The sequence below is a fragment of the Pseudoruegeria sp. SHC-113 genome, assembly GCF_025376885.1.
In the GTDB taxonomy this organism is placed as follows: Bacteria; Pseudomonadota; Alphaproteobacteria; order Rhodobacterales; family Rhodobacteraceae; genus Pseudoruegeria.
The window spans coordinates 2018481-2037609 of sequence record NZ_JAHUBR010000001.1; the positions used below are offsets into that span (position 1 = coordinate 2018481).

Below are 19129 nucleotides of genomic sequence, written 5' to 3' on the forward strand. Positions count from 1 at the left end.
GAGCGCCGTGGGGCGCGGCGCTCTTTCATTGGTTCTGATAGGGCGAGGGCTCAGGCGGCCTTGGAGGCGGCTTCTTTCAGCCAGGCGAGAACCGTCTCCGGCGAGGATTCGCCGTAGGGGTCTTCGCCGTGGTTGTCAGCAAGGCCCGGCTCTTCGAACCAGCCTTCGATCACGCCGTCATTCACCACGGCGGCGTAGCGCCAGGAGCGCGCGCCGAAGCCGAGGTTGTCTTTCGCCACGAGCATGCCCATGCGGCGGGAGAACTCGCCGGAGCCATCGGGGATCACGCCGACGTTCTTCAGGCCCTGTGCCTCGGCCCATTTGTTCATCACGAAGCTGTCGTTCACCGAGAGGCAGTAGATCGCGTCGATGCCTTCGGCGGCGAAATCGGCGAAACCGTTTTCAAAGCCGGGCAGCTGGTAGGTGGAGCAGGTGGGCGTGAAAGCGCCGGGCAGGGCGAAGAGCACCACGCGCTTTCCGGCGAAGTAGTCGGCAGTGGTTTTGTCTTCCCATTTGAACGGGTTGGGGCCTTCGATCGAGTCATCACGCACGCGGGTGTGGAAGGTGACATCGGGAAGGCGCAGGCCGGTTTTCATCGCTCGGATCCTCTTCGGTTGAGACAGGTGTCGCGCGGGGGCTAACGCGAATCCGGGGCGGGGGCAAACCGGTTTTTCTGCATGTGCAGCGTGGTTTGCTGCGGCTGCAAGGCAGGGCTGCATGTTCCGAAAGAAGAAGCGCCGGGGCAGGCCCGGCGCTTGAGTTTTTGGCTGGAACTGGTGGGGTCAGGCGTCGTCATCCGCGGCAGTGAGGCCCGAGGCAAAGACGATCCCCGCCAGAGCGCCGCCTGCGAGCGGGGCCACGATGAAGACCCAGAGCTGGCTCAGCGCCGCGCCGCCTGCGAAAAGCGCCGGCCCAATGGAGCGCGCCGGGTTCACCGAAACGCCGGTGACGTTGATCCCGACAAGGTGGATGCCGGTGAGCGTCAGGCCGATGGCCAGCCCCGCCATCGCCGCCGGGGCGGCGGCCTGGGTTGCGCCAAGGATCACCGTGACGAAGAGGAAGGTCGCAATGAACTCGAACAGAAGCGCGGCCATCAGGCTGTATTCGCCGTTGTTGCCCGGCCCGAAGCCGTTCTGGCCAAGGCCGTTGGTCGCGATGCTGTAATCGGCCTTGCCCGACGCGATCACATAGATTGCCAGCGCGCCCAGCGTGGCACCGATCACCTGGCTGACGGCATAGGCGATGAACTCACCCGCGCTCATCTTGCCCGCCATCATCACACCAAGTGAAACAGCCGGGTTCAGATGCGCGCCGGAGATCGCCCCGATCGAATAGGCCGCCGCCACGATCGACAGGCCGAAGGCCACCGCGATGCCGTGAAAGCCGATGAAATCGCCCATCAAAACGGCCGAGCCGCAGCCAAAGAAAACGAGGATGAAGGTGCCCAGCACCTCTGCGATGTTCTTTTTCACAAGTCCCTCCCTGATTGTGCGCCCCTGTAGGGGTCGCAACTCCAAGATACACAATATCTGGTGGTGCGGGGAGAAAAATGCATAGCTGCTATGCGTCGGCATGCCGTATCTGGTTTCCGTTGCGAAACCGCTTATGATGCGCCGCCAAGGAGAGGATGTTTCCATGCGTGATCTCAAGATCCCCGATCAGCGCCACCCCGAGAAGGCGCACCGCCCCGACAACGCCCAGCCGCGCAAGCCGGACTGGATTCGCGTCAAGGCGCCCACCTCCTCGGGCTACAAGGAAACGCGCAACATCATGCGCGAGCACAAGCTCGTGACGGTCTGCGAAGAGGCCGGCTGCCCCAACGTGGGCGAATGCTGGAGCCAGGGCCACGCCACCATGATGATCATGGGCGAGATCTGCACGCGCGGCTGCACCTTCTGCAACGTCGCCACGGGGCGCCCCGATGCGCTGGACGTGTTCGAGCCGGGCCGGGTGGCCGATGCGGTGAAGAAGCTGGGGCTGAACCACGTGGTGATCACCTCGGTGGACCGCGACGACGTGGAAGACGGCGGGGCGGAGCATTTCGCCCAGACGATCCGCGCCGTGCGCCGCCAGTCGCCCACCACCACCATCGAGATTCTCACGCCGGATTTCCTGAAGTGTAAGCCCGAGGTGCTAGAGGTCGTCGTGGCCGCCAAGCCCGATGTGTTCAACCACAACCTCGAAACGGTGCCGGGGCTCTACCCGGAAGTGCGCCCCGGCGCGCGCTACTTCCATTCGCTGCGGCTGTTGCAGCGGGTGAAGGAGCTGGATCCGTCGATGTTCACCAAATCCGGCATCATGGTCGGCCTTGGCGAGGATCGTCAGGCCGTGCTGCAGGTGATGGACGACATGCGCGCGGCGGACATCGATTTCCTGACCATCGGCCAGTATCTGCAGCCCACGCCCAAGCACCACCGCGTGGATCGCTTCGTGACACCGGAGGAGTTTGCCTCCTACGAAAAAGCCGCCTACGGCAAGGGCTTCCTCATGGTCTCGGCCACGCCGCTGACGCGGTCGAGCTACCACGCGGGCGACGATTTCGCGCGTCTGCGGGAAGCACGGCTGAAGAAGCTGGGGCAGGCGTAAAAAGAATATTTCTTCTATCGCCCAACAGGCACTGTTGGGCCGCGCCGACCCGCCCCCACGGGTCGGCGCTCGCGTTGTTTAAGAAACTGGGGCGGGTATAACTTCCTTTCGCCCGGCGGCATGCCGGGCAGCTCCCGACCCGCCCCATGGGCGGGCTTTGCCCTCTGTGTTCAGCTATTCCTTCGCCACCTCCGGCACCGCCTTCACATAGGCCGCAATCGCATCGCGATCCTCCTGCGACAGCTGCGCGGTGTTCTCCACCACCGCCGCCATATGGCCGCCCACGCTGTCAAAATCCGGCGTGAAGCCCGAAGACAGATACTCGGCGATCTCCCCGGCACTCCAGCTCAAGGCCCCCGGCGTGATGTTGGGCGTGCGGCCCTTGCCGTCCGGGTTGGGCGCGCCGCCGAACCAATCCGTCGTCTGCAACCCGCCCAGCGCGTTGCGTGGCGTGTGGCATTCGCCGCAATGGCCCAGCGCTTCGGCCAGATACCGCCCGCGCTCAAGTTGCGGCCCTTCCACATCTTCGATCACCCAGCCGTCTTTCAGGAACAGCAGCTTCCAGCCGCCAAGGCTGCGGCGGATGTTGAAGGGAAAGCCCACGTCGTGGGGTTTGGACGGCGTCGCGTCGCCGGGCAGCGTTTGCAGATAGGCGTGCAGATCCACGATGTCCTGCACCTCGGCACGGATGTAGGAGGTGTAGGGGAAGGCCGGGTAATAGTGCTGCCCCTCCGGCGAGGTGCCGTGGCGCATGGCGTTCACCAGATCCAGCGCGCTCCAGTTGCCGATCCCGGCCTCCGTATTGCTGGAAATGTTGGGCGCGTAGAAGGTGCCGAAGGCCGAAGGAAACCCCATGCCGCCCGCGAGAACCAGCTTCGCCTCGCCACTGGCCCCTTCCGCCGCATGGCAAGAGGCGCAGCCGCCGGCATGGAAGATCACTTCACCCCGCGTAGCATCGCCCGTGAGACCTGTAAGGTCCTCCTCAGGCTCGGTGCCGGGGATCGTCAACACCCAAAAAGCCGCGCCACCAATGAGCGCCAGAAGAACGAGCAAACGAAGAAAGCGGTACATGAAACGGGCCTCGTGATCGAAATATCCAAGCCCAGTCTGCCCGCTGCACGGTGTTCAGACAAGCGCGGCTAGCGCACCACGCGCCCGTTCATCCGGTTCACCGTGGCCCAATCCGGCCAGCCCACCAGCCGTTCCACCGCGAAAAGCGCAAGGCAGACCCCGATGATGCCGAAAACGAAGAGCACCTTTTTCAGGGGCGGCGGGTTGCGCGCCCAGAGGCTCATCTTCATCAGCCAGCGCGGGCCCAGCATGTTTAATCTTCCCCGGTAAACCGCACCTTGCCGATGAAGGGCAGGTTGCGGTTGCGTTGGGCGAAATCGATGCCGTAGCCCACCACGAATTCATCCGGGATCTCGAAACCCGTCCAATCGGCCTTCACATCCACCTCGCGGCGGCTGGGCTTGTCCAGCAGCGCGATGGTGCGCATGGTGCGCGGCTCGCGCGATTGCAGCAGGCGGATCACGTGGGAGAGCGTGAAGCCGGTGTCCACGATGTCTTCCACCACCAGCACGTCGCGGCCCGCGATCTCACCGCGCAGATCCTTCAGGATCCGCACTTCGCGGCTGCTTTCCATGCCGTCGCCGTAGGAAGAGGCCTCAAGAAAATCCACCTCCACCGGCAGATCCAGCTCGCGCACCAGATCGGCGATGAACACGAAGGAGCCGCGCAGCAGGCCGACGACAACCAACTTGTTCGTGCCGTCGAAACAGTCGTGAATCTCGCGCGCAAGATCTTCGATCCGGGCGGCAATCGCCTTGGCCGAGATCATTTCATCGATGACATATGGCCGCGTTGGCACCGGCTCCCCCTTGATTTTTCAGGCTGGGTGATGACATCACCCGCCACGACAGACAGGAATACGATATGCCGAGCCACGCCGAAAAACGCAAGCTGCCCTACAGTGCGGCCCAAATGTACGATCTGGTGGCCGACGTGGCCCAATACCCGAAATTCCTGCCGTGGTGCGCGGCAGCGCGCATCCGCTCGCGCGCTGGCGGGCCGGAGGGCGAGGTGATGCTGGCGGACCTCGTGATTTCCTTCAAGGTCTTCCGGGAACGCTTCGGCTCCCGCGTGACGCTGTTTCCCGGCGAAAGCCGCATCCAGACGGAATATCTGGACGGCCCCTTCCGCTACCTGAAATCCAACTGGCATTTCACCGATCTGCCCGAGGGCGGCTGCGAGATCTATTTCGACGTGGATTTCGAGTTCAAGAACGCGATCCTGCAGCGCGTGATCGGGGTGGTGTTCAACGAGGCGATGCAGCGGATCGTGCGCGCGTTCGAGGATCGCGCGCATGATCTTTATGGGGGCAAGGCCTAAGCCTACTCGGCGGCGTAGATCACCTCGCCATCCTTGATCGTGGCGCGCACGCGGATCTGATCCAGCGTTTCCGGATCCACCGCCGTGGGATCTGAGGAAAGCACCACGAAATCGGCGCGTTTGCCGGGGGCGATGCTGCCTTTCTGATCCTCTTCAAAATGCTGATAAGCGGGCCAGATCGTCATGGCTTTCAATGCGGTGATCACATCCACGCGTTGGGTAGGGCCGATGATGTCGCCCGAGCGGGAGCGCCGCGTGACGGTAGCATCCAGAATCCGCATCGAATCCGGCAGGGCGACGGGCGCGTCGTGGTGGCTGCCGAAGATCATGTCGCGCTGCCGCAACCAGCCGGTGGGGGAGATGTTGTCGGCCAGTTTCGGGCCCACGGTGAAATCGCGGTGCCAATCGCCCCAGTAAAACGTGTGCATGGGAAAGAGCGAGGGGAAGACATCCAGCGCCTTGATCTTGTCCACCTGATCCTCGCGCAGGAACTGGCCGTGCACGAGCACCGTGCGGCGGTCGGCGGGTCCGTGTTTGGCCTCGGCGTTGGCGATGGCTGAAAGCAGCATGTCAGAGGCGCGCTCGCCGTTGGAATGGGTCAGGATCTGGATGTTGTTAGCAAAGGCCCAGTCCATGCTGTCCACCACCTGCTCCATCGTCACCGCCGAATAGCCGATCCAGCCCGGAGGGTAGTCGCCGATCGGATCGTAGTAGGGCTGGTCGCGGTAGGCGGTGAAGCCCTGCGGGGAGCCGTCGATGGTCAGTTTTGCGCCACCCACCCGCAGGTTGTTTTCATATTCGCGCGAGGCGCTTTGCAGGATCGCGTCCTTGTCCAGAAGCACGTCGGGGTAAAGCACCACGTCGTTGAGCAGAAGCCCGCGGGCAGCCGCTTCCTGCGCAATCTGGATGAAGGCCGGGGCCGCGCGGCCCTCTTGTGCGGTGGTGTAGCCAAAGCTCGCCCACATCCGGCTGCCCGCTTCGGCAAAACCGATGAAGCCTTCCGCGTCCACCTTGGAGAGCAAGGCGCCGAGGGCCACGAAATGCGCGTTTTCCTCCAGCACGCCCGTGGGTTCGCCTGTGGCCTGCGCCTTGCGGATGATGCCGCCGGGCGGGTTCTCGCTGTCTGCCGTGATCCCGGCGCGCTCCAAGCCAAGGCTGTTGGCCACGCCGAAATGGCCGGACTGGTGGATGATGTAAACCGGCACCTCGGTGGAGACGGCATCAAGCTCTTCCCGCGTGGGCGGGCGCAATTCGGCAAGGCGGGACTGATCGTAGCCAAAGCCGATGATCACGTCATAGGCCTCGATGAAATCGCCATTCTCTCCTACCCAGCGGGTGAGTTCCGCCTGCAGCGCCGGGATGTCGCCAACCTCGCCGTCTGGCTCTGAGAGCAGGTTCGCCGCCAGCGCCTGCAGCCCGCCCATGACAACATGGCCGTGGCTATCAACAAAACCGGGCAGCAGTGTCTGGCCGGCCAGATCGTAGCGCTCGGTCTCAGGCCCGGCGAAGGCCTCCACCTCGGCAATACTGCCCACCGCCAGGATGCGCCCATCGGCAATGGCCACGGCCTCGGCGCGCATGGCATCATCTTTCATCGTCAGGATCGGACCGCCGGAATAGAGGATCTCGGCGGTGGTCTGAGCTTGCACGGCGAAGGGCAGGGCGCAGGCAAGGGTGAGGGGCAGGGCGCGACTCAGGCGGGGAATAGGCATAACGGATCCAGTTTTGACACTACAACTTTCACGGGAACCTTAGCGCTCGAATCGACCATGCCCAAAAGAAAAACGGGCCCCGAAAGGCCCGCCTTCACATTCAATCTACGCCTGCCTCAGGTCAGGTGGTAAGCGCGCTCGCCGTGGACTTCCAGATCGAGCCCGTTCGTCTCGGTCTCTGCACTCACGCGCAGCGGTGTGATCAGGCCCACGAGCTTGATCAGCACGAAGGTGACAACCAGCGTGTAGACGCCGACGATCACGAGGCCCCCCAGCTGCGCCGCCCAGGCGCCCGCGCCAAAGACGGCGATCATAATGGTGCCGAAGATGCCGCCCACGCCGTGCACGGCGAAAACGTCCAGCGTGTCGTCGATCCCCAGCGTGTTGCGCACGAGGTTCACAGCCTCCTGACACAGCACACCGGCCACCGCGCCGATCACCAGCGCTTCCACCGGGCCGACGAAGCCCGAAGCCGGGGTGATCGAGGCCAGCCCTGCGATGGTGCCGGTGACGATGCCCACGAGCGAGGCCTTGCCGAACTTGATCCGCTCCCACAGCGCCCAGGTGAGCGAGGCGGTGGCGGCGGAGATATGGGTCACCGTCAGCGCCATGGCCGCTCCGCCATCGGCGGCCAGCTGCGAGCCGCCGTTGAAGCCGAACCAGCCGACCCAGAGCATGGCCGCGCCGATCATCACGAAGCCCGGCGAATGCGGCGGCTTGGTGCGATCCCGCCGCGCGCCCAGCATCACCGCGAGCAGCAGCGCGGCAAGGCCAGCCGTTTCATGCACCACGATGCCGCCGGCGAAATCGCGCACGCCCGTTTCACCGAAGATGCCGCCATCTGCCAGCATCCCGCCGCCCCAGATCCAATGCACCACCGGCGCGTAGCACAGCAGCATCCAGAGGCCCGAGAACAGCAGCACGAAGCCGAAGCCGATGCGCTCCACATAAGCGCCCACGATCAGCGCCGGCGTGATGATGGCGAATGTCATCTGGAAGGCGAAGAACAGCACCTCGGGCAGGGTGCCCGACAGGCTCTCTGCCGTCACACCGGCGAGGAACATCTTGCCCAGCCCGCCCCAGATCGCGTTTCCGTCCCCGAAAGCGATGGAATAGCCGAAAGCCAGCCAGAGCACGCTCATCAGGCAGGCGATGGCATAGCAATGCATGAAAACACTCAGCACGTTGCGCGCGCGCACGAGCCCGCCGTAGAAAAGTGCCAGCCCCGGCAATGTCATGAACAGCACCAGTGCTGTTGCCACGATGATCCAGGCGGTATCTGCCCCGTTCATTGTCCCCTCCAAATTTTGGTCGTTTGCATGTTTTTCACGCGATGAAGCGGACGCGGGGCGCGAAGGAAACAGGCAAGTGGGGCGAGAGGTGCTGAAAAATGCGCCAAATGGCGTAACGCCCAATAATTGATCGCTGAGAAGAGCGGTTGATGGAAAAGGGGGCGGTTAGGAAAGAGCTGCGATCAGCAGCGAAAGCGCGTAATCCACGGTGGCACGGCGCACCTCCGCCCGGCCCAAAGCGCCAAACTCAACGGTCTCCACATGGGTCGTGCCACCCGCCTTGGCGAGGCCGAAACAGACGCGCCCTTCGGGTTTGAACTCACTCCCGCCCGGCCCAGCGATGCCGGTGACGGAGACAGCAATCGTCGCGCCCGAGCGCGACAGAGCGCCCTCTGCCATCTCTTGGGCCACCTGTTCGGAGACAGCGCCGAATGCCTCGAGGCTGGCTTTCTTGACGCCAAGCATCTCCTGTTTGGCGGCGTTGGAGTAGGTGATGAAGGCGCGATCAAAGATGGCCGAGGATCCCGCCACATCGGTGATCGCGGCGGAAATCCCGCCCCCGGTGCAGCTTTCCGCCGTAGCGATCACCGCTCCTACCGCCTTGGCGCGGGCGAAGAGATCCTCCTGCAGGCTCACAGCCCAAGCATCCCGTGGGAGGCATAAGCCGCGACGCCCACGCAGAGCGCGGCCAAAACGCCGGCCACGGCATCGTCAAACATCACGGTGAAAGCGCTGTTGCCACGGTCGAAATAGCCCACCGGGCCGGGCTTCCAGATGTCGAACAGGCGGAAGGCCAGAAAAGCGCCGATCCAGCCCGGATAGGGGAAGATCCACGGGTCAACGCCCGCGTGCCAGAGGCCTGCCGACAGCGGCCAGAGCGCGATCCACTGGCCGATCACCTCATCCACCACCACCTCGCTTGGGTCATGCGTCTCCATGCCCCGCGTCATCTGCGCGGTGGCCCACCAGCCGATCAGGAAAACCACAAACGTGGCCGCCACCAGCAGCGGGAAGCCGCCAAGCGCATGCAGCACCCAAGCCATGGGGATCGCCGCGAAGGAGCCCCATGTGCCAGGGGCGGGCTTGAGATAGCCGACGTAGAAAACGGTTGCGATCAAACGGCTCACGGTCTGGGTCATGGTTTCACCAAAGTGGCTGTGGCCAGCGCGGCGATGCCCTCTTCGCGGCCTGTGAAGCCGAGCCGTTCCGAGGTCGTGGCCTTGATGCTGACGCGGGAGGCGTCCATCCCCATGATCGCCGCCATGGCCGCCTGCATTGCAGCTGCATAGGGGCCGATCTTGGGGCGCTCGCAGATCAGCGTGCAATCCACGTTGGAGATCGTGAAGCCTTTCTCGCCGGCAAGTTTCACGGCGTGACGCAAAAAGATGTCGCTCGCCGCGCCCTTCCATTGCGGGTCCGACGGCGGGAAATGACGGCCGATGTCGCCTTCTGCCAGCGCGCCGTAGATCGCATCCGTCACCGCATGCATCCCAACGTCCGCATCCGAATGGCCGAGCAGCGCCCGGCTGTGGGGCACAGATACGCCACAGAGGATCACCGCATCGCCTTCGGTGAAGCGGTGCACGTCAAAGCCGTTGCCGAGGCGAATGTCCATCTGGGGCCTGCTTTCCTTGCTGGTAAGAAACTTTGCGGCGCGGAGGAAATCCGGCGGCGTGGTGAGTTTAAGGTTGCTCTCTTCGCCCTCCACGATCACCACGTCAAGCCCGGCGGCGCGGGCCACTTCCACGTCATCGGCGGCGCTGCCGGCGTGGGCTTCGTGGGCTGCGCGGATCGCCTGCAGGTCAAAGCCCTGCGGGGTCTGGGCGCGGTAGAGCCCCTCGCGGGAGGTCGCGCTGAGCACCTTGCCATCTTCCCCGCGCCAGAGCGCATCGGTGACGGCGAGCGCAGGGGCCGCGCCGGGGGCATCCTCCAGCGCGTCAATGACGCGGGAAATCAGCGAAGCACTCACCAGAGGCCGCGCCGCATCATGGATCAGCACGCGCGTCGTGCCGTCGGCCACCGCCGCCAACCCGGCGCGCACCGAGGCGTCGCGGCTCTCGCCCCCGGCCACCCAGCGCGTGGGCTGCACGGTTTGCGTGCAGGCACGGAAGAGATCGGCATCAGACGGGTTCAGCACCACGAACACATCGTCGATCTGGCTGTGGCCCTGAAAGCGCGCCAGCGTGCGGGCGATCACAGGGATGCCGTCCAAATCCATGAACTGCTTGGGAATCTCGCCCCCCATCCGGCGCCCGCGCCCGGCTGCAACGATGATGGCGGTTGTTGTCATCTGGCCCCCGAAACCTGTTGCCCCTGTTTATGGTTCCGCCCCTCTGATGACAATGGGGCGGCGCGAGCGTGGGGTAACGTGATGAAAAAATGGGCAAAGCCTGTTTTTGAGGATTTTCCGCTTGCGGGGCGTTTGCCTTTTTCCGAAGCACTGGCTACCTAAAAGGCAGTGCACAAGGATTAGGCAATTGACCATCCGTCTGGCAGATAAGACGCTCACACCCCCGGTTTTCCTCGCCCCGCTGGCCGGAATCACGGACCTGCCGTTCCGTGATCTCGTTTCGCGTTTCGGGGCGGGCCTCGTTGTGAGCGAGATGGTCGCGAGTCAGGAGATGGTGCAGGCCAAGCCCGGTGTGCGGGAGCGGGCGGAGCTTGGGTTTGAGGCCGCCAATACGTCTGTGCAGATCGCGGGCCGCGAAGCCCATTGGATGGCCGAAGCCGCGCGGATCGTGGAGGCCAATGGCGCGGCGCTGATCGACATCAACATGGGCTGCCCGGCAAAGAAGGTCACTAATGGCTATTCGGGCTCGGCATTGATGAAGGATCTGGATCACGCGCTGACGCTGATCGAGGCGGTGGTGGAGGCGGTGGACATCCCGGTGACGCTGAAAACGCGGCTTGGCTGGGATGACGATCTGCTCAATGCGCCCGAGCTGGCCCGCCGCGCCGAAGCGGCCGGGATCAGGATGATCACGATCCACGGGCGCACCCGCTGCCAGTTCTACAAGGGCCGCGCCGATTGGGCCGCGATTGCAGCCGTGAAAGAGGCCGTGGCGATCCCGGTGATCGCCAATGGCGACATCACGAGCCCGGAGACGGCCAAACAGGCGCTCGCGCTTTCTGGCGCGGACGGCGTGATGATCGGGCGCGGTGCGCAGGGGCGGCCGTGGATCCTCGCAGAAGTTGCCGCCGCGCTCTACGGCACTGAAGCGCCCACGCGCCCCACCGGGGCGGCGTTTATTTCGATGGTTCAGGAACATTACGACAGCATGATCGCATTCTATGGCCCCGAGCTGGGCAATCGCGTCGCCCGCAAGCATCTGGGTTGGTACATGGACGAGGCCGGCACGCCGCCGGGCCTGCGCAAGGCGGTGCTGACAGAGCGGAAACCTGAACGTGTTCAATCGCTTCTGTCGGATGCTTTAAGTGATCAAGGGGTGCTCGTGGCATGAAGATTCCCGGCACCGAACTCTGGACGTCGCTCCCCATCCCCGGCCTCATTCTGGATGCCAATGACATCATTTCGGCCGTGAACCCCGCTGCCGAAGGCTTCCTGAACCTGTCCGGCCGCAGCCTGATCGGCACGCCGGTGTGGGACAAGGTGATGATCGACGCGCCGCTGGAGGAAAGCTTCGCCCGCGTGCGCCGCGATCAATCCGGCCTGCTGATCAACGATGTGGACGTGGGCTCCGGCGAGCGCAAACCCATGCAATGCAACATCCAGATCGCGCCGCTGGGCGAGAGCGACACCGATGTGCTGATGCTGATTTCGCCGCGTGAACTGGCCGGGCGGCTGGGGCGCTCGCATTCGGTGCATACCTCGGCCAAAAGCGCGATCGGCATGGCCGAAATGCTGGCCCATGAGATCAAGAACCCGCTCGCGGGCATCACCGGCGCGGCGCAGCTTCTGTCGATGAATCTGTCGAGCGAAGATCAGGAGATGACGGATCTGATCGTCGGCGAAGCCCGGCGCATCCTGAAGCTTTTGGAGCAGGTGGAGCAGTTCGGCAATGTGCGCCCGCCCGATCGCAAACCCGTCAACATCCACGACGTGCTAGACCGCGCCCGCAAATCCGCCATGGTCGGCTTTGCCGCGCATATGCAGTTCGTGGAGGATTACGATCCCTCGCTGCCGCCAACCTGGGCGGATGGGGATCAGCTCACCCAGATCTTCCTGAACCTCTTCAAGAACGCCGCGCAAGCAGCTGAACGTGAAGGGAAATCCGGCAAGATCGTGATCCGTACCTTCTACGACACCAGCCTGCGCCTGCGCCGCACAAGCGGCGCGGCCCGCGTGCCGATCCAGATCGAAGTAATCGACGACGGCCCGGGCCTGCCGCCCGAGATTGCCTCTGATATTTTCGAGCCCTTCGTCTCGGGCCGCGAAAACGGCACAGGCCTTGGCCTCGCGCTGGTGAGTAAGATCATTTCCGAACATGAGGGGTGGATTGCCGTGGATTCCGTGCCCGGGCGCACCGTTTTCCGCGTTTCCCTCCCCGTCGCCCCGAAAGAAAGCATGGAGCAGCCCTGATGGATGGCACCGTTCTCGTCGCCGATGACGACCGTACAATTCGCACCGTTCTGACGCAGGCGCTCACGCGCGCCGGCTGCAAAGTCCACGCGACCTCCTCGCTCACCACGCTGATGCGCTGGGTGGAAGAGGGCAAGGGCGATCTGGTGATCTCCGATGTGATGATGCCCGACGGAAACGGGCTGGAGATGCTGCCCAAAATCTCCGAGGAGCGCCCCGGCCTGCCGGTGATCGTGATCTCGGCGCAGAACACGATCATGACGGCGATTCAGGCCGCCGAGGCCGAGGCCTATGATTACCTCCCCAAGCCTTTTGATTTGCCGGATCTGATGAAACGCGCCGGCCGCGCGCTTGAAGTAAAGCGCCGCGCGCCCTCCAAGCGTGTGGTGGATGATGGCCCTTCGGATGATCTGCCGCTGGTGGGGCGCACCACGCAGATGCAGGCGCTCTATCGCCTGGTGGCGCGGGTGATGAACACCGATCTTCCGGTGATGATCACTGGCGAAAGCGGCACCGGTAAATCCCTGATCGCAAAGGCCATTCACGATTTCTCGGATCGCCGCACGCTGCCCTTCGTGGTGGCTGGCGCGGCCGATCTGGCCGGGATGGAAGGGCCTGCGACTGTGCTGTCGCGCGCCCGTGGTGGCTCCATTCTGTTTGACGAGGTGGGCGATCTGGACGACGAGGCGCAGGCGCGCATCGTGCGGATGCTCGACAGTTTCACCGACAACGCGCCCCGCATCATGGCCACGAGCCAGGCCGATCTGGCCGCCAAGATGGAGCGCGGCGCGTTCCGGCAGGATCTGTTCTACCGGCTCTCCGGCGTTACGATCAACGTGCCCTCGCTGCGCGAGCGGGTGGACGACATCCCGCTTCTAGCCGAGCATTTCCTCGCCAAGATGGAGCGCGACGGCGCACCTGCGCGCAAGTTCTCAGGCGATGCGATGGAGCTGATCCGCGCCTACAGCTGGCCCGGCAATGTGCGCCAGCTGGAAAACGCGGTGCGCCGCCTCGTGGTGACAAGCCCGGAAGAAGAAATCACCAAGCCCGAGGTGCAAATGATCCTCGGCAACCAGCCGACGATGGAGCCGCTGGCCGGTGGTGGGGAGGGCGACAAGCTCTCGGCCTCAGTGGCCAAACACCTGCGCCGCTATTTCGATCTGCATGGCGGCGTGCTGCCGCCGCCGGGCCTGTATCAGCGTGTGCTGCGCGAGCTGGAGATGCCCCTGATCGAGATCGCGCTCGATGCCACCGGCGGCAATCAGGCCAAATGCGCCGATTTGCTGGGCATCAACCGCAATACGCTGAGAAAGAAGATCACCGACCTTGATATTCACGTGACACGCCGCCGCAAGTTGATGTAAAACCGCAACAGAAGCGTGGCCCAAAGGTGTCAGTCACCGGGAAGAGCCACGACATATGGCGGTTTGCCGCGATTGCGGCGCAACAGATATGAGGGCGCGTGGCTCGCCTCGGGCAAAAATCGGCTTTGGACCGGCTCAACCGTTTGCGGCTGCAAAAGCGGGTGCAGACCTTTGCGACCTTCGCCCTCGTGGCGTTGGGGCCAGTGCTTGCGTTGGCGACGATCCTTATCCTTGGGCCGATGGGGCAGGGTGGTTCCTCCAACACGCTGCGGCTGATCCTGCTGACCGATCTTGTCTATGTGCTGCTGGTGGCGGCGCTGGTGATTCAGCGCGTGGCGCAGATGATTGCGGCGCGGCGGGCGAAATCGGCCGGCTCGCGGCTGCACCTGCGGCTCACCGGCGTTTTTGGCCTGCTCGCGCTTATTCCCACGGTTCTGGTGGCGGTTTTTGCCGTTCTGACGGTGAATGTCGGCCTTGAAGGGTGGTTTTCGGAGCGCGTGCGCAACGTGGTGGGCAACTCGCTCGCTGCCGCGCAGGCCTATGAAAGCGAACACCGCGAGGATCTGATTGCCGATGCGCGCTCGCTGGCCGGGTTCATCGAACTCAATCGTCAGGCCGATCCGGTGGTCACCGATGGCGAGTTGCGCGAGGTGCTCACGCAGGGGCAGGCGCTGGTGCAGCGGGGGTTGCGCGAGGCGTTCCTTATTGATGGCACCGGGGAAATCCGCGCGCGCGGCGAACGCTCCTACCTGTTTGATTTCGATGCCCCCACGGCGGAGGAAATCGCGCGCGCTTCCCAAGGTGAAGTTGTCGTCATAAGAGATTGGGACAACAACGAATTCCGCGTTCTGATCCGGCTGCCCAGTTTTCTGGACCGCTATCTCTTCGTCTCCCGCGCGGTGGATGGCGACATTCTGAACCTGCTCGATGAAACGCAGGAAACCGTGTTGCTCTACCAGCAGCAGGAGGCCGAGCGCGGCCGCATCCTGTTTGATTTCGGCCTGCTCTACCTCGGCTTCGCGGTGATCCTGATCCTTGCGGCTGTCTGGTTGGGGCTGTGGTTTGCCGAGCGGCTTTCGCGCCCCGTGGGGCGGCTTGCAGGTGCGGCGCAGCGTGTGGGCGCGGGGGATCTGGATGTGCAGGTCGTGGAGGAAAGTGGCGATGACGAGATCGCCATGCTCGGGCGCTACTTCAACCAGATGACGCGGCAGTTGAAGCTGCAGCGCGAGAACCTGCTGGACTCCAACCGCCAGATCGAGCGCCGCCGACGGTTGTTTGACTCGGTGCTGTCCTCCGTCACGGCAGGCGTTGTGGGGCTGGATTCCAAAGGCTGCGTGACGCTGGTCAACCGGGCTGCCATGCGGCTGCTGGATCTGCCCGAGGATGAGGACGCGCCGCGCGAACTGGCGCTGCAGGTGCCGGAGTTTGCCGATCTTTTCAACGCCTTGCGCGATGAGGGCCGCGAGGTGGCGCAGGAGGAAATCAAACTTCTGCGCGACGGCAAGCAGGAGAACCTGCTCGTGCGCATGGCCACGCGCCGCACCGATGCGGGCAAGCTTGAAGGCTACGTGGTGACCTTTGACGACGTGACCGATCTTGTCGCCGCCCAGCGCATGGCCGCCTGGGGGGACGTGGCCCGCCGCATCGCCCATGAGATCAAGAACCCGCTCACCCCGATCCAGCTGTCCGCCGAACGCATCCGGCGCAAGTTCACCCCCAAGGTGGGCGAGGATGCCGAGGCGCTGGAGCAGATGACGGAAGTCATCGTGCGCCAGACCAACGATCTGCGCCGCATCGTGGATGAGTTCTCCAAGTTTGCCCGGATGCCCGAGCCTGAGCGCCGCCTCACCGATGTGGGCGCTTTGGTCAAAGGCGCGGTCCTGTTGCAGGATGAAGCCGTGGAGGGCGTGAGCGTTGCCTTGGAGGCTCCGGACCACCCGATCTGGATGCAGGTCGATGGCACGATGATCTCGCAGGCGCTGACGAACCTCATCAAGAACGCCGCGGAAGCCACGGAATCCTATCAGGAAAAACACGATGAACCGGGCTATGTGGGCGCGGTGCAGGTGATGGCCGCGCTGGAAGGCGACGGGCTGCGGATCGAGATCGCGGACAATGGCGTCGGCCTGCCAGCAGATCGCGCCAAGCTCTTTGAACCCTATGTGACAACCCGCGAGAAGGGCACAGGCCTTGGCCTGCCCATCGTAAAGAAAATCATCGAGGAACATGGCGGCAGCCTTCAACTGCTGGACGCCGATATTTTCGAAGGCTGCAGTCACAGGGGCGCCCGTGCGGTGATCCTGTTGCCGGGGCCGATCGAGCAGAACGACAAGGAAGAAAACGTGAGCATGTATGAGGTGAGCAATGGGTGACATTCTGATTGTCGATGACGAACGGGACATTCGGGAGCTGATCTCCGATATCCTGAAAGACGACGGCTACACGACGCGGCTCGCGGCCAATGCCGATGAGTGCATCGCGCAACTTGGGGCGGAGCTTCCGTCGATGATGATCCTCGATATCTGGCTGAAGGACAGCCACATGGACGGGATCGACATTCTGAAGAAGGTGAAGCGCGAAAACCCGGAGATCCCGATTGTGATCATCTCCGGGCATGGCAACATCGAGATCGCCGTGGCCGCGATCAAGCAGGGGGCTTACGATTTCATCGAAAAGCCTTTCAACATCGATCAGCTCATGGTGGTGATCGGCCGGGCGATGGAAACCGCCCGCCTTCGGCAGGAAAATCAGGCCCTGAAACGGCAGGATGGCACCGTGGCCGAGATGATCGGCACTTCGGCGGCCTTCCGCACGCTGAAAGGCAGCCTTGAGAAGGTCACCAAATCCAACGGGCGGATCATGCTCACCGGGCCGGCGGGCTCGGGCAAGGAAGTGGCCGCGCGCTTCATCCACGCTCATTCCAACCGCGCCGATGCGCCTTTCGTGACAGTCAGCTCCGCCACGATTGAGCCGGACCGGATGGAGGATGTGCTGTTCGGGCGCGAGTCTGCCGAACGCGGCATCGAGCCGGGCTTGCTGGAGCAGGCCAACGGCGGGGTGATCTTCTTTGACGAAGTGGCCGATATGCCCCTTGGCACGCAGTCCAAGATCCTGCGCGTGCTGGTGGATCAACAGTTCCAGCGCGTGGGCGGGGCCGCACCGATCAATGTGGATGTGCGGGTGATTTCCTCCACCACGCGCAATCTTGAGGAAGAGATCGAGCTGGGCCGCTTCCGCCGTGAACTCTATCATCGCCTGAACGTGGTGCCGATTGCCGTGCCCGCGCTGGAGGACCGCCGCGAGGACGTGCCGCTGCTGGTGGAGCATTTCATCGGCCATTTCCACAAGACCCAAGGCCTGCCGTTGCGCCGGTTGAGCGAAGAGGCCGAAGCGCTGCTGCAGACCATGACTTGGCCGGGCAACGTGCGCCAGCTGCGCAACATCATCGAACGCGTGCTGATCTTGGGCTCGGATGCCGAGGAGATCGACGTGCGCGAGCTGCCCAGCCAGGATGCGGTGCCCGAGGAAGAGGGCCGGGTGGTGCTTTCGGGCGGGTTGGCCACGCTGCCCCTGCGCGAGGCGCGCGAGCTGTTTGAGCGCGAATACCTGATGACGCAGATCAACCGCTTCGGCGGCAACATCTCCCGCACGGCGACCTTCGTGGGCATGGAGCGCTCCGCCCTGCACCGCAAGCTGAAATCGCTGGGCGTGGTGACCTCCAACAAATCCGGCGCGCGGATCGCGGAACATGTGGATGAGCCGGAAGAAGAAGCTTCAGAGGCCTGAGGCCTTGCGCCCCGGCGGTGCGATTGACCGCATCGCCGGCTTCTGCGATGGAAAGGGCCTCTGGGCCATGAAGGGTTTCCAATGAAAGTGATCATTTGCGGGGCCGGGCAGGTCGGCTGGCAGATCGCGCGCCACCTCTCCGGGGAGCGCAACGACGTGACGGTGGTGGACAACAACCCCGATCTCGTGCACCGCGCCACCGACACGCTGGACGTGCAGGGCATCGCGGGCTTCGCCTCTTACCCCGATGTGCTGGAGCGCGCCGGCGCGCGGGATGCGGATATGATCATCGCGGCGACCCATTCGGACGAGGTGAACATGGTCACCTGTCAGGTGGCGCATTCGGTGTTCTCGATCCCGCAAAAGATCGCCCGCCTGCGCTCCAACAGCTATCTGGAGGCGATCTACGCCGATCTCTACCGCCGCGATCACTTGCCGATCGACGTGGTGATTAGCCCGGAAAAGGAAGTGGCCGAAGCCGCGTTGCAGCGGCTCTCCGCGCCCTCCGCTTTCGATACCGAGAGCTTCCTGAACGGTAAGACCCAGCTTCTGGGCATCAGCCTTGATCATGATTGCCCGGTGGTGAACACGCCCCTGCGCCAACTCACCGATCTGTTCTCCACGCTCTCGGCCATTGTTGTGGGCGTGCGGCGAGAGGGCGCGTTGTTTGCGCCGGAATCCAACGATCAACTGTTCATCGGCGATCAGGTTTACGTGTTCACCAACACCGAAGATGTGCCGCGCACGCTGGAGGTCTTCGGCAAGGCCACCAAGAAACAGGATCGCGTGGTGATCATCGGCGGCGGCAACGTGGGCCTCGCGGTGGCCAAGGCGCTGGAAGAACGCACCCACCGGGTGCGCGCCAAGGTGATCGAGCGGGACCGCAAGCGCGCCGAGGTGGCCGCCGACAGCCTTGAGCGCACCATCGTGCTCCATGGCGACGGGCTGAACGCCGATCTGCTGGAAGAGGCCAATATCTCTCGCGCGGATGCGGTGCTGGCACTGACCGATGACGACAAGACAAACATCCTCGCCTCGGTGCGGGCCAAATCGCAAGGTTGCGCCATGGCGATCTGCCTTGTGAACGATCCGACGATGGTGCCGCTGATGGATCCGCTGCACATCGACGCCTATATCAACCCGCGCTCCACCACCGTATCTTCGATCCTGCGCCACATCCGCCACGGTCGGGTGAAGGACGTATATTCCATCGGTGATGCCGAGGCCGAGGTGATCGAGGCGCAGGTGCTGTCCACTTCGCCCATCGCCGGGCGCCTGCTGCGGGAGATCGAATTTCCCGAAGGCGTGCTGGTGGGGGCAGTGCAGAAGGCCGGCAAGCTGGCGCGGCCCGCGGGCAGCCTGCGGATCGACGAGGGCGACGTGCTCGTGATCTTTGCCCTAGCGGCGGATGTGCCGGCGGTGGAGCAATTGCTCCAGGTCAGCATCGATTTCTTCTAG

General features: G+C 63.8%; 18 protein-coding genes. 8 read left to right on the forward strand and 10 right to left on the reverse strand.

Going from position 1 to position 19129, the window contains the following annotated elements; all coding sequences use genetic code 11:
* Nucleotides 1-50: 50 nt before the first annotated feature.
* On the reverse strand, nucleotides 51-596 hold the full coding sequence (locus tag KVX96_RS10040) for a peroxiredoxin (RefSeq protein WP_261194274.1): 546 nt from the start codon (nucleotides 594-596) through the stop codon (nucleotides 51-53).
* Between the two features lie 186 nt (nucleotides 597-782).
* Nucleotides 783-1472, reverse strand: coding sequence for an MIP family channel protein (locus KVX96_RS10045; RefSeq protein ID WP_261194276.1), 690 nt, complete (start codon nucleotides 1470-1472; stop codon nucleotides 783-785).
* A 163-nt stretch (nucleotides 1473-1635) separates the two neighbouring features.
* Here KVX96_RS10045 and lipA point away from each other — a divergent pair, with 163 nt between their 5' ends.
* A complete protein-coding gene (gene lipA / locus KVX96_RS10050; protein ID WP_261194277.1) occupies nucleotides 1636-2586 on the forward strand; it encodes a lipoyl synthase in 951 nt (316 codons plus the stop codon).
* 174 nt (nucleotides 2587-2760) lie between these two features.
* On the opposite strand, the gene KVX96_RS10055 is transcribed toward lipA, so the two are convergent.
* From KVX96_RS10055 to hpt, 3 genes are all read right to left on the reverse strand, one after another.
* Nucleotides 2761-3657, reverse strand: a complete 897-nt coding sequence (locus KVX96_RS10055) for a c-type cytochrome (protein ID WP_261194278.1) — start codon at nucleotides 3655-3657, stop codon at nucleotides 2761-2763.
* Nucleotides 3658-3725: 68 nt separating this feature from the next.
* Entirely contained in the window at nucleotides 3726-3908 is a 183-nt protein-coding gene (locus tag KVX96_RS10060) for a hypothetical protein (protein ID WP_261194279.1), read from the reverse strand.
* Between the two features lie 2 nt (nucleotides 3909-3910).
* The gene (hpt, locus tag KVX96_RS10065) at nucleotides 3911-4456 is read right to left on the reverse strand and encodes a hypoxanthine phosphoribosyltransferase (RefSeq protein WP_261194280.1); all 546 of its coding nucleotides are present in this window, start codon (nucleotides 4454-4456) and stop codon (nucleotides 3911-3913) included.
* A gap of 65 nt (nucleotides 4457-4521) precedes the next feature.
* Between hpt and KVX96_RS10070 the strand changes: the two genes are divergently transcribed.
* Nucleotides 4522-4977: a type II toxin-antitoxin system RatA family toxin gene (locus KVX96_RS10070; RefSeq protein WP_261194281.1), complete on the forward strand. Its 456-nt coding sequence runs from the start codon at nucleotides 4522-4524 to the stop codon at nucleotides 4975-4977.
* Nucleotides 4978-4979: 2 nt separating this feature from the next.
* Here KVX96_RS10070 and KVX96_RS10075 read toward each other — a convergent pair whose 3' ends face one another.
* The 5 genes from KVX96_RS10075 to KVX96_RS10095 all read right to left on the reverse strand — a co-directional run bounded on the left by KVX96_RS10075 (nucleotide 4980) and on the right by KVX96_RS10095 (nucleotide 10271).
* Entirely contained in the window at nucleotides 4980-6689 is a 1710-nt protein-coding gene (locus tag KVX96_RS10075; RefSeq protein WP_261194282.1) for an amidohydrolase, read from the reverse strand.
* Nucleotides 6690-6805: 116 nt separating this feature from the next.
* Complete coding sequence (locus KVX96_RS10080; RefSeq protein WP_261194283.1) at nucleotides 6806-7981, reverse strand: ammonium transporter; 1176 nt, start codon at nucleotides 7979-7981, stop codon at nucleotides 6806-6808.
* A 165-nt stretch (nucleotides 7982-8146) separates the two neighbouring features.
* On the reverse strand, nucleotides 8147-8617 hold the full coding sequence (locus tag KVX96_RS10085; protein ID WP_261194284.1) for a CinA family protein: 471 nt from the start codon (nucleotides 8615-8617) through the stop codon (nucleotides 8147-8149).
* Nucleotides 8614-9120: a phosphatidylglycerophosphatase A gene (locus KVX96_RS10090; protein WP_261194285.1), complete on the reverse strand. Its 507-nt coding sequence runs from the start codon at nucleotides 9118-9120 to the stop codon at nucleotides 8614-8616. Before KVX96_RS10090 ends, KVX96_RS10085 begins: the two co-directional genes overlap by 4 nt.
* Nucleotides 9117-10271: a bifunctional 2-C-methyl-D-erythritol 4-phosphate cytidylyltransferase/2-C-methyl-D-erythritol 2,4-cyclodiphosphate synthase gene (locus tag KVX96_RS10095; RefSeq protein ID WP_261194286.1), complete on the reverse strand. Its 1155-nt coding sequence runs from the start codon at nucleotides 10269-10271 to the stop codon at nucleotides 9117-9119. Before KVX96_RS10095 ends, KVX96_RS10090 begins: the two co-directional genes overlap by 4 nt.
* Before the next feature lie 187 nt (nucleotides 10272-10458).
* Between KVX96_RS10095 and dusB the strand changes: the two genes are divergently transcribed.
* From dusB to trkA, 6 genes are all read left to right on the forward strand, one after another.
* The gene (gene dusB, locus KVX96_RS10100; RefSeq protein ID WP_261194287.1) at nucleotides 10459-11442 is read left to right on the forward strand and encodes a tRNA dihydrouridine synthase DusB; all 984 of its coding nucleotides are present in this window, start codon (nucleotides 10459-10461) and stop codon (nucleotides 11440-11442) included.
* Complete coding sequence (locus tag KVX96_RS10105; RefSeq protein ID WP_261194288.1) at nucleotides 11439-12521, forward strand: two-component system sensor histidine kinase NtrB; 1083 nt, start codon at nucleotides 11439-11441, stop codon at nucleotides 12519-12521. The genes dusB and KVX96_RS10105 overlap by 4 nt, the downstream gene beginning before the upstream one ends.
* The gene (locus KVX96_RS10110; protein WP_261194289.1) at nucleotides 12521-13885 is read left to right on the forward strand and encodes a sigma-54 dependent transcriptional regulator; all 1365 of its coding nucleotides are present in this window, start codon (nucleotides 12521-12523) and stop codon (nucleotides 13883-13885) included. The genes KVX96_RS10105 and KVX96_RS10110 overlap by 1 nt, the downstream gene beginning before the upstream one ends.
* Nucleotides 13886-13983: 98 nt before the next feature.
* Nucleotides 13984-16257, forward strand: a complete 2274-nt coding sequence (locus tag KVX96_RS10115; protein WP_409977101.1) for an ATP-binding protein — start codon at nucleotides 13984-13986, stop codon at nucleotides 16255-16257.
* A complete protein-coding gene (locus tag KVX96_RS10120; protein ID WP_261194291.1) occupies nucleotides 16250-17671 on the forward strand; it encodes a sigma-54-dependent transcriptional regulator in 1422 nt (473 codons plus the stop codon). The genes KVX96_RS10115 and KVX96_RS10120 overlap by 8 nt, the downstream gene beginning before the upstream one ends.
* Before the next feature lie 81 nt (nucleotides 17672-17752).
* Nucleotides 17753-19129 carry a Trk system potassium transporter TrkA gene (gene trkA, locus KVX96_RS10125; RefSeq protein WP_261194292.1) on the forward strand — a complete coding sequence of 459 codons (1377 nt, stop codon included), beginning with the start codon at nucleotides 17753-17755 and terminating at the stop codon, nucleotides 19127-19129.